The organism is Desulfurobacterium sp. (assembly GCF_027028515.1).
Lineage (GTDB): Bacteria > Aquificota > Aquificia > Desulfurobacteriales > Desulfurobacteriaceae > Desulfurobacterium_A.
On record NZ_JALVIW010000058.1, the window covers coordinates 23,333 to 32,145 of the forward strand.

Annotated in this window: 12 protein-coding genes and 3 tRNA genes; 12 read left to right on the plus strand and 3 right to left on the minus strand. The window is 41.2% G+C overall.

From position 1 onward, the window contains the following. Positions 1 to 11 precede the first annotated feature (11 nt). The 6 genes from MV676_RS05610 (at position 12) to MV676_RS05635 (ending at position 2,330) form a co-directional block, all read left to right on the plus strand. Complete coding sequence (locus MV676_RS05610; protein WP_297445751.1) at positions 12 to 662, plus strand: YjbH domain-containing protein; 651 nt, start codon at positions 12 to 14, stop codon at positions 660 to 662. An 11-nt stretch (positions 663 to 673) separates the two neighbouring features. Next, positions 674 to 1,651 (plus strand): UDP-glucose 4-epimerase GalE, encoded by a 978-nt coding sequence (gene galE, locus MV676_RS05615; protein WP_297445752.1) that lies wholly within the window; start codon positions 674 to 676, stop codon positions 1,649 to 1,651. Between the two features lie 2 nt (positions 1,652 to 1,653). Further along, a complete protein-coding gene (locus MV676_RS05620) occupies positions 1,654 to 2,001 on the plus strand; it encodes a hypothetical protein (protein ID WP_297445753.1) in 348 nt (115 codons plus the stop codon). 76 nt (positions 2,002 to 2,077) lie between these two features. Then, a tRNA-Thr gene (locus MV676_RS05625) sits at positions 2,078 to 2,154 on the plus strand. A gap of 9 nt (positions 2,155 to 2,163) precedes the next feature. Further along, positions 2,164 to 2,249: transfer RNA gene (locus MV676_RS05630), tRNA-Tyr, on the plus strand. A gap of 4 nt (positions 2,250 to 2,253) precedes the next feature. Then, a tRNA-Gly gene (locus MV676_RS05635) sits at positions 2,254 to 2,330 on the plus strand. Between the two features lie 4 nt (positions 2,331 to 2,334). On the opposite strand, the gene MV676_RS05640 is transcribed toward MV676_RS05635, so the two are convergent. From MV676_RS05640 to MV676_RS05650, 3 genes are read right to left on the minus strand one after another with little or no spacing between them, the layout of a single operon-like run. Beyond that, positions 2,335 to 3,432, minus strand: coding sequence for an aminopeptidase (locus tag MV676_RS05640; RefSeq protein ID WP_297445754.1), 1,098 nt, complete (start codon positions 3,430 to 3,432; stop codon positions 2,335 to 2,337). Positions 3,433 to 3,443: 11 nt separating this feature from the next. After that, a complete protein-coding gene (locus MV676_RS05645; RefSeq protein WP_297445755.1) occupies positions 3,444 to 4,175 on the minus strand; it encodes a nitrilase-related carbon-nitrogen hydrolase in 732 nt (243 codons plus the stop codon). Beyond that, positions 4,172 to 4,552, minus strand: coding sequence for an HIT family protein (locus tag MV676_RS05650; protein WP_022847380.1), 381 nt, complete (start codon positions 4,550 to 4,552; stop codon positions 4,172 to 4,174). Before MV676_RS05650 ends, MV676_RS05645 begins: the two co-directional genes overlap by 4 nt. 61 nt (positions 4,553 to 4,613) lie before the next feature. On the opposite strand from MV676_RS05650, the gene MV676_RS05655 reads away from it, so the two are divergent. From MV676_RS05655 to MV676_RS05680, 6 genes are read left to right on the plus strand one after another with little or no spacing between them, the layout of a single operon-like run. Then, complete coding sequence (locus MV676_RS05655) at positions 4,614 to 5,213, plus strand: hypothetical protein (protein ID WP_297445756.1); 600 nt, start codon at positions 4,614 to 4,616, stop codon at positions 5,211 to 5,213. Between the two features lie 27 nt (positions 5,214 to 5,240). Beyond that, positions 5,241 to 5,882, plus strand: a complete 642-nt coding sequence (locus MV676_RS05660; RefSeq protein WP_297445757.1) for a lysophospholipid acyltransferase family protein — start codon at positions 5,241 to 5,243, stop codon at positions 5,880 to 5,882. Further along, positions 5,879 to 6,754: a 4-hydroxy-3-methylbut-2-enyl diphosphate reductase gene (gene ispH, locus MV676_RS05665; protein WP_297445758.1), complete on the plus strand. Its 876-nt coding sequence runs from the start codon at positions 5,879 to 5,881 to the stop codon at positions 6,752 to 6,754. The genes MV676_RS05660 and ispH overlap by 4 nt, the downstream gene beginning before the upstream one ends. Next, a complete protein-coding gene (locus MV676_RS05670) occupies positions 6,726 to 7,748 on the plus strand; it encodes a S1 RNA-binding domain-containing protein (RefSeq protein ID WP_297445759.1) in 1,023 nt (340 codons plus the stop codon). The genes ispH and MV676_RS05670 overlap by 29 nt, the downstream gene beginning before the upstream one ends. Then, a complete protein-coding gene (gene smpB, locus MV676_RS05675) occupies positions 7,721 to 8,182 on the plus strand; it encodes an SsrA-binding protein SmpB (RefSeq protein WP_297445760.1) in 462 nt (153 codons plus the stop codon). Before MV676_RS05670 ends, smpB begins: the two co-directional genes overlap by 28 nt. A 1-nt stretch (position 8,183) precedes the next feature. Next, positions 8,184 to 8,759, plus strand: coding sequence for a flavin reductase family protein (locus MV676_RS05680; RefSeq protein WP_297445761.1), 576 nt, complete (start codon positions 8,184 to 8,186; stop codon positions 8,757 to 8,759). Positions 8,760 to 8,813: the final 54 nt, after the last annotated feature.

An 8,813-nucleotide genomic window follows, 5' to 3' on the forward strand; every position in this document is an offset into this window, starting at 1 on the left:
AGAGAGGAAGGATGAAAAAGGTTATAGCATATACAGCAATTGCCATCCTGAGCTTCACGCCGGCTTACAGCTATACGGACCCGATAAATGTATCCGGAATAACAGGCTACATATTCACACCATCAGCGTACATACAGCCTGAAAAGAGCATAACCGCAGGAGCAACTATAACCGACGGATTTAAAAATATCTTCCTCTCATCAGTCCCTTTTCCGGGATTAGAAGCAGGTATAAGTTACGACTTTGAAGACAGCGACAACAAAAACCTTCACATAAAGTATCAGTTTCTTCCCGAGACAGAAGCTCTTCCGGCGATAGCCTTTGGGACAGACATAAACAGCGATTCCACTCTCCATGGAAATTATGTCGTGGTCAGCAAATACTTTGACATTCCCGTTCCTCAAACCATTACGATAGGTTACGGAAGCGATTTCTACAACGGATTCTTTGCAGGAAGTGAACTTCTGATACATCCAAAGCTAACATTTGTAACAGAATACATAGAACCTGACAGAAAAGACCTCAACGCTTTAAATATTAAACCTGTCATTCACACAAACTTTAGCTTAAAAGTGATGCCTATCAGCAATCTTCAGATAATCCTTTATTACAACTTCGGAAGGGAAGCCGGCGTTAATTTAAATTGCTCCATTAAATTTTAAAAGAGGAAATAATGAAGGTAGCGGTCACCGGCGGAGCCGGATACATAGGAAGCCATACCGTTAAACTTCTAAGAGAGAACGGCAATGAAGTTTTAGTGATAGATAATCTCTACAACGGTCACCAGGAAGCAGTACCGGACGATGTAACGTTCATAAAGTGCGACATAAGGAATACAGAAAACCTTAAAACAATCTTTAATGAGTTTAAACCTGAAGCAGTTATCCACTTTGCAGCGTTTATAGAAGTGGGAGAATCGACAAAAAATCCACTTGCCTTTTACATTAATAACGTCTCGGGAACACTTTCCCTTCTATCTGCAATGGAACAAACAGCTGTAAACAGAATAATATTTTCTTCCACCGCAGCTGTCTATGGAAATCCGAAAACCGTTCCCATCCCGGAAACAGAACCGGTAAAACCGATTAACCCTTACGGTCAAACGAAAGCCTGCGTTGAAAAAGCCCTAAAGGACATGTCTCAATTTGGCAAGCTGAGCTATGTTTCACTGAGATACTTTAACGCTGCGGGAGCCGACCCTTCCGGTCTCATAGGTGAATCCCACAACCCGGAAACACACCTTATCCCACTTGTTCTTAAAACGGCAAAAGGTGAAAGAGAACAGATATCCATATTTGGAACAGACTATCCAACACCCGATGGTACCTGTATAAGAGATTACATCCACGTAAACGACCTTGCGAAGGCGCACCTTTTAGCTCTTGAATATCTCATGAGCGGCGGAAAGAGTGACATATTTAACTGTGGATACGGAAAAGGCTACTCTGTAAGAGAAATTATAGAGACGGCAAAAAAGGTTACAGGAAGGAATTTTAAAGTTATTGAAGAAGAAAGGCGGCAGGGAGACCCGGCTGTGCTTGTTGCAGATTCCAGCAAGCTTAGAAAAATACTCAACTGGAATCCGGAGTTTGACGACCTTGAATTCATCATAAAAACCGCCTGGAATTGGGAACTTAATAGAAGGTTTTAAAGATGAAAAAAGGTGCACTTTTTTTCTCCGCTTTACTTTTAGCCTCTTCACTAAATGTCAGAGCAGAAACGGGATGGCTCAAAAAGAGGAGAAAAGGTCTTATCTATTTTAAACCTTTCGTCACCGTTACATCACCAGATACTGTTGTAATATTCATAACACCTGAAGGAAAAGTGTACAGAGGAACATGCAGGAAAAAAACCTTCTTACGCACCTGCAGGGTTACACCCGGGAAACGGTTTGACTCTCCATACGCAGAAATAAGATATATTGTCCTCAAAATCTCACCACCAGAAGCTCCAGAGATTCTCAAAACAGGCATCGTGAAAGAAAAGATAAAAGGTGAATAAAATTTCAGAAATTTCCGCTCTATTTATTGACAGAAACTGCTAAAGTCCTATATTATTCACCTGCAAGTTTAGATGTGCCGGCTTAGCTCAGCTGGCTAGAGCGGGTGACTTGTAATCACCAGGTCGGGGGTTCGACTCCCTCAGCCGGCACCATAATCCCCTGGAGGGGTGGCCGAGCGGTCAAAGGCAGTGGACTGTAAATCCACCGGCTGACGCCTACGCAGGTTCGAATCCTGCCCCCTCCACCATCAGGCGGGCGTAGCTCAGCTGGCTAGAGCATCAGCCTTCCAAGCTGAGGGTCGCGGGTTCGAATCCCGTCGCCCGCTCCATTATCTACAAAACAAACTTCCCACTATCAATAACAGTTTTCTCTTCTCCAGAGTTTAACTCAACTACAAGTGTCGGTTTTTCAACGATAAAATCTATATGAACGTTTGCCCTTACATTTCCGCCAAAGGCGCTGTTATCTCCAACAGCTATGTGGCAGGTTCCAAGAATCTTTTCACCTTCAAGTATATTGTCAAATCTGACAGCCGCTTCATTGGTACCAATACCAAGCTCAGCAACGTTTCTGTTCTCTTCTCCCCTTTCAAAGATGGCATTCAGGTATTCAACAAGCTTTTTATCACCGGAAACTGCAACAACCCTTCCATTTTCAACAAAAAACTTTGCAGGTTCTTCTAACTTTCTGTCAGGTGCCCAGTTTGTAACAAAAACACCCTCCGCACTTCCTTCAACAGGTGCTATAAACGCTTCACCCGCAGGTAAATTTCCAAAATTACCAGGGGAACATATCCTTCCAGTATCTGCTATACCTTCCCTACCAGCTATATCCATAACAAGATCCGTTCCGGCATCAGAAACTATGCGTACCTTTTCACCGGAAGAAAGAATCTCTGCGGCAGCAACGCTTCTCCTTTCCACCTCTTTCCAGTCTGCCTGCATAGACGTGTAGAACATAAACTCTTCAAACAGAGGCATGCTGGCAAACCTTGAGCCAAAATGGTTACACAACTTTCTAAAAAGGGTATGGCTTACGGAATCTTTATTGACGGCCACAAGAACTTCAGGGATTGGTGTACCTTCAAGAATTTTTACTATCTCTTCCTCTTCCTTATCTCCTATCGCTTTCTTGAGAACCTTTTCAAATAAACCTGCCGACTTTAACTTTTCAACCGCCTTTTTCCCAAAGGTAGCTATCCAGACATCCTCCGGCGGTTCAATGCCGTGCCTTCCGGTTGGAAGATACGTAAAATGAACAGCCTTAAGGACATAGTCTTTTAAAACGTTAAACATTCTACATCCTATAGACGCTTTTTCCGTATCAGTGATTATCAGCAGCTTTTCTCCACTTTTTAAACACAGGTTCTCCTCTGCCAATTTTTTCAGGGCAGCATCAACCTCACCATCCTTAAAATCCGCAACACCCATCCTTTCACCCCCTATCTCATAGGAAGTTTTTTCTCAACCTGAGAAATTACAGAAAGATTAACCTCCGCACAGATAACAGATTCACCATCACCGGCTTCCGAAAGGATTCTTCCCCAGGGATCAACAACGGCAGAAAATCCGGCCATTTCCCCGACACCGTTTGAAGCCACTATAAATCTCTGATTTTCAACAGCCCTGGCTCTTAAGAGAACCCTCCAGTGCTCTTGCCGCGCCTTTCCCCACTGGGCAGAAACGGTAAAAATCTGAGCACCTTTCTGTTTTAAGTAGAGAAAAAGTTCAGGAAAACGAAGTTCAAAACAGATAAGGGGTGCCACAATACCACAGCAGGTTTCGGCTACTTTTAAATCATCAGGAATCAGTCCCGGAGCAAAATATCTATCCTCATCAAAAGGTGAAAACAGCTTTATCTTCGGTCTCGAAAGAACCTCTTTTCCTCTATCAACAACTTTCACAACGTTATAAAATTTACCGTTAACTTTTTCAATAATGGTAAACACAAAAACCGATGTAAAAGCTTCAGAAAACATCTTTAGAGAGTCAAAAACCGAAACGGAAAATTCAGCAGCTCTATCAAGATTTCCATAATCAAATCCCGTAGGAAAGACCTCCGGGAGAACAACTATAGATGACGAAGAAGTAAAGTTAAGAAAGGTAAGAGCTCTATTCCAATTTCTCTCATACTCTCCAGCAACCGTCTCAAATTGAACAGAGTAAGTTCTCACAGGCGCCTCTTGTAGATTCTTCTCTCTGGTATAACACCCCTGACACCGCCAGTGGGATCATCAATATCACCCTCATACCTTGGTATAAGGTGAACATGAAGGTGAAATATCGTTTGACCGGCAGCCTTACCTATATTTATACCAATATTGTAACCATCAGGATGGAAGTTGGCATCAAGCAGCTTTTTCCCCTCTTCTATCAATTCCAAAATAGATTCTCTCTCCTCTTTTGTAATATCAAACCAGCTACTAACATGTCTTTTCGGAATAATAAGCATGTGACCCGGCGTTACAGGATACCTGTCAAAGATGGCAAAACTGTACTCGTTTGAAAGAACAACTGGTAACTCTTCCCTCCTGCAAAACGGACAATCCATTATTTCCTCTTATAGGGTTTTGGTAAAATAGATTATAAAGAGTTCTAACCGAGAGGTAAACATGAAAAAAGCTTTATCCATCATAATCGGTATTTTATGTCTAACTTTTTCCCCTGCACGGGCAGGATACCGTTCAATGTACGAATTTAACAGAACATATATGTCCGGCAGAAAATCCTTTGTAATTATTGGCTATTCAGCAAGTAGCGAACCCGCATTTGACAACTGCAGAAACATTGAAGTGGGCGTACTAACCTACAGAAACTACCTCCGCCACGGATACAGCTTTCTCTTTGGCTGGAAAAATCTTGAAAGTGATGGAATCCGGAAAGTTGACTTCGCATACAATTTTATCCTTCAATTTCCATTCATAGGTGCAAACAGACAAATCATAGCTGTCGGCAACAGTTTCACACTCGTTCCATTTTTCGGCATAGGAATAGGTGCCGGTGCAAGGACAGATAACTTCCCTGACTTATATAAGTTCAGCGATACCGGAGACTGGTTTAGGGATACATTGGAAAATTATGTAGTCGCAAGAATAAAAACGGGATTTGACCTTACCGTTGCACCGGGATTGGCATTTCAATTTATGTACTCCAAAAACCTTACGATGGACAAAGCTTCAACCATATGGGCAGGGATAAATGTTGACTTTTAAAATACAGGTATTCTTCCAAAAGGTGCTATGGAACCAATTGTTAAATCTTACCCATGGTTAAAGAGAAAAAGAGCTTACTACATCTGGCTAAAAACTGCAGGTGCACTAATAGCGAAGTTAGGACGCCTTCAGGTAGAAGGAGAGGAAAACATACCTGAAGAGGGTCCTGTTCTTGTCGTTTCAAACCACAGAAGTTTTGTTGATCCTCCCCTTGTAGCTTACGCCGTTATGAAAAGGCCTGTCTTTTTTATGGCAAAAGAAGAGCTTTTTAAAACGCCTATTCTCTCCAGCCTGATAAAGCACTGGGGAAACGGCTTCCCCGTTAAAAGGGGAAGTTCAGACCTAAAAGCTCTTAAAACTGCTCTTGCTGTCCTTAAAAAAGGTGAACTTCTTGCCATATTCCCTGAAGGAACAAGAGCACCAACCGGAAAGTTTCTAAAGCCCAAAATAGGCGCAGGAATGATAGCTGTAAAGGCAAACGTTCCTGTTGTGCCGTGCTTAATAACCGGTAGTGAGAACCTTCTTCCAAAAGGGGCAAAATTTTTAAGGCCGGCAAATGTTAAAATCAAGTTTGGAAAACCTTTTAAACTCAACCTTGAAGATAAAAAAAAGAACTACGTTAAAGCGGCAGACATAATGATGGAAAAGATAAAGGAGCTTGCAGGTTGAAAATCGTAATTGCAAACAGTGCCGGCTTCTGCTGGGGTGTTAAAAGAGCGGTTAATATGGCCATTGAAGCTGCAAAAGAAAAGGGCATTGTGTATTCTTTAGGTGAACTTATACACAATCCTCAAGAAATAAAAAGGTTAGAAAACTTAGGGGTAAAAAAGATAGACTCTGTTGATGAAATAATTCCGAAAACAACTGTAATTATAAGGTCCCACGGTGTTCCACCAAAAATTATAGAAGCTTTAAAAGAAAAAAGTGTTGAAATAATTGACGCTACATGCCCATTTGTTAAAGCCATTCAGGATAAAGCTGTCTCTCTCGAAAAAGAGCACTTTCCGGTATGTATCCTTGGAAACAGTAAACATCCGGAAGTAATAGGTATCGCCGGTCACGTAAAAGAGCCATTAATTCTTGAAACCGTGGAAGATGTTGAAAAGCTTCCTGAAATGCTAAAGTTAGGTGTTGTATGCCAGACCACTCTTAATTCAGAATTTCTCTCATTAGCAACATCCATCCTTGTTCAAAAGATAAAAGAGATAAAAATTTACAATACGATATGTAAGGCAACAAAGGTTCGCCAGGAAGAGGCGAGAAAGTTGGCTCATGAAGTTGACCTCATGATAATAATAGGCGGGAAAAATAGCTCAAACACAACAAAACTCTACCTCATATCAAAAAAGGTAAACCCAAACAGCTTTCACATTGAATCGGCAGATGAAATAAAAAAAGAATGGTTCGATAATATAAACAGTGTAGGAATAACGGCAGGGGCATCCACACCTCAGTGGATCATTGAAGAAGTGGTGGGAAGGGTAGAGACCATTTCCAAAGGGGGACAGGCAGTTGAAAGAGGATTTTGCAAAACTACTTGAAGAATATTTTGAGAAGAGGGAAAAGAAAAACGACATAATAGAAGGAACAGTAATAAAAATAAACGGGAAAGACGTCTTCGTGGATTATGGGGGGAAGTCTGAAGGCATAGTGCCGGCAGATGAATTCGACAAAATACCCGCTGTTGGCGACAAGGTTGAGGTTTGTATCGTAGAACCTGAAACGAAAGACGGCTATGCCCTTTTATCCGTTTCAACTGTAAGGACACTTAAAAAGTGGGAAGAAACGGCTAATAGACTTGAAAAAGAAAAAATTGTTGAAGGAACAATAAGGCAGAGAGTAAGAGGCGGGTACAAGGTTGACATAGGAAACGGTATATTTGCATTCCTTCCCCTTTCTCAGGTAGATATTATCCCGGTAACAAGGCCGGATAACTGGTTAGAAAGAAAAATAAAAGCAAAAGTTCTTTCTATAGACAGAAAAAGACAGAGCATCGTCATATCAAGAAGGCAGCTTATAGAAGAAGAAAGGGCGAAAAAACGAAAGGAAATTATCGCACATTTAAAAGAAGGGGACATTGCTGAAGGAACGGTTAAAAATATTGTAGATTTCGGAATATTCGTCGATGTTAACGGTGTTGACGGTCTTATACATAAAAGCGACATTTCCTGGTCAGGCTTAAAATCACCCTTTGAAGTAACCTCAATAGGAAAAAAAATAAAGGTAAAAATTATAAAAATAGACAGAGAGAAGGAGCGGTTATTCCTCTCTATTAAACGTTTAACAGAAGACCCTTTTGAAAGAATAGACGAAATTATCAAACCGGGACAAACGGTAAAAGGAAAGGTTGTCAAAATCTCATCAAAAGGTATATTTATTGAACTACCGGAAGACATAGCCGGTTTTGTTCCTATAGAATCACTAAAAGGACGAAGGCTCCGTGAAAAGAAAACATACACATTTACGGTAGAAAGGATAGACGCAGACAAGAGGAGAGTTATACTGACATGCCAGGAAAAAGAACACCGGAAATAAAAAATAAGAAGGCTTTTTACGACTATGAAATACTTGAAAAGTATGAAGCCGGTATAGAACTGAAAGGAACAGAGGTGAAATCTCTGAGAGAAGGAAAAGCAAACCTTAGAGACTCCTTCGTCAGGATAGACAATAACGAAGCTTACCTCTTTAATGCATACATAGCCCCCTACACCCACGGGAATTTATTCAACCACGAACCTACAAGGCGAAGAAAGCTGCTGCTCCACAAAAGAGAAATAAAGAGACTTCTGGGAAAATCGCAGGAAAAGGGACTCACCATTGTTCCTCTTAGAATGTACTTTAATAAAAGAGGTAAGGTAAAAGTAGAAATTGCCCTTGCTAAAGGTAAAAAGCTCTACGACAAACGGGAAACAATAAAGAGAAGGGAACAGGAAAGAGAAGCACAGAAGGCGCTAAAGTACTGGAGATAAGATGAAAGTCGTTGACGTAAGCAAAGGCAAGCAGAAAGAAATAAGCAAACTCATATTCAATACTGTAGTACCAAGACCTATAGCGTGGATAACGACCGTTTCTGCTGATGGTATCGTAAATCTTGCACCTTTTAGTTTCTACAACGCTATAACAACAAAACCACCTCTCCTTTTTGTATCTATCGGAAAGAGAAAAGACGGCACAGAAAAAGACACAGTCAGGAACATAAAAGAGACGGGAGAGTTCGTTATAAACGTCGTAACAGAAACTTTTTTAGAAGAGATGGTTAAAACGGGAGAAGATCTATCGCCAGAAGAGAGTGAAGTAGAAAAGTTCAACATAGAAACCGTTCCATCAACAAAAGTTAAGCCGCCTATCGTCAAAGGTGTACCAGCAGCTTTTGAGTGCACACTTAAAGAGATTCTTGAAATTGGCGATACGCCGATGAACGTTGTTATCGGTGAAGTGGTGGCAATACACTATATTGAAGAGATTATCAACTTCTCTAAAGGAATAGTCGGAAGGTTGGGCGGAAAGAGGTACACCGTAATCAGCGATGAAGTAGAGCTTCGTTAGAGGTTTTCACGTACTCAACGCACTTTTCCCAATCCTCTTTGAAAAACTCTCTCA

Excerpts from the sequence above, each read along its gene's own strand:
- MV676_RS05610 (WP_297445751.1), top strand. The coding sequence starts at position 12 with ATGAAAAAGGTTATAGCATATACAGCAATTGCCATCCTGAGCTTCACG.
- galE (WP_297445752.1), top strand. The coding sequence starts at position 674 with ATGAAGGTAGCGGTCACCGGCGGAGCCGGATACATAGGAAGCCATACC.
- MV676_RS05620 (WP_297445753.1), top strand. The coding sequence starts at position 1,654 with ATGAAAAAAGGTGCACTTTTTTTCTCCGCTTTACTTTTAGCCTCTTCA.
- MV676_RS05640 (WP_297445754.1), bottom strand. The coding sequence starts at position 3,432 with ATGGGTGTTGCGGATTTTAAGGATGGTGAGGTTGATGCTGCCCTGAAA.
- MV676_RS05650 (WP_022847380.1), bottom strand. The coding sequence starts at position 4,552 with ATGGATTGTCCGTTTTGCAGGAGGGAAGAGTTACCAGTTGTTCTTTCA.
- MV676_RS05655 (WP_297445756.1), top strand. The coding sequence starts at position 4,614 with ATGAAAAAAGCTTTATCCATCATAATCGGTATTTTATGTCTAACTTTT.
- MV676_RS05660 (WP_297445757.1), top strand. The coding sequence starts at position 5,241 with ATGGAACCAATTGTTAAATCTTACCCATGGTTAAAGAGAAAAAGAGCT.
- smpB (WP_297445760.1), top strand. The coding sequence starts at position 7,721 with ATGCCAGGAAAAAGAACACCGGAAATAAAAAATAAGAAGGCTTTTTAC.
- MV676_RS05680 (WP_297445761.1), top strand. The coding sequence starts at position 8,184 with ATGAAAGTCGTTGACGTAAGCAAAGGCAAGCAGAAAGAAATAAGCAAA.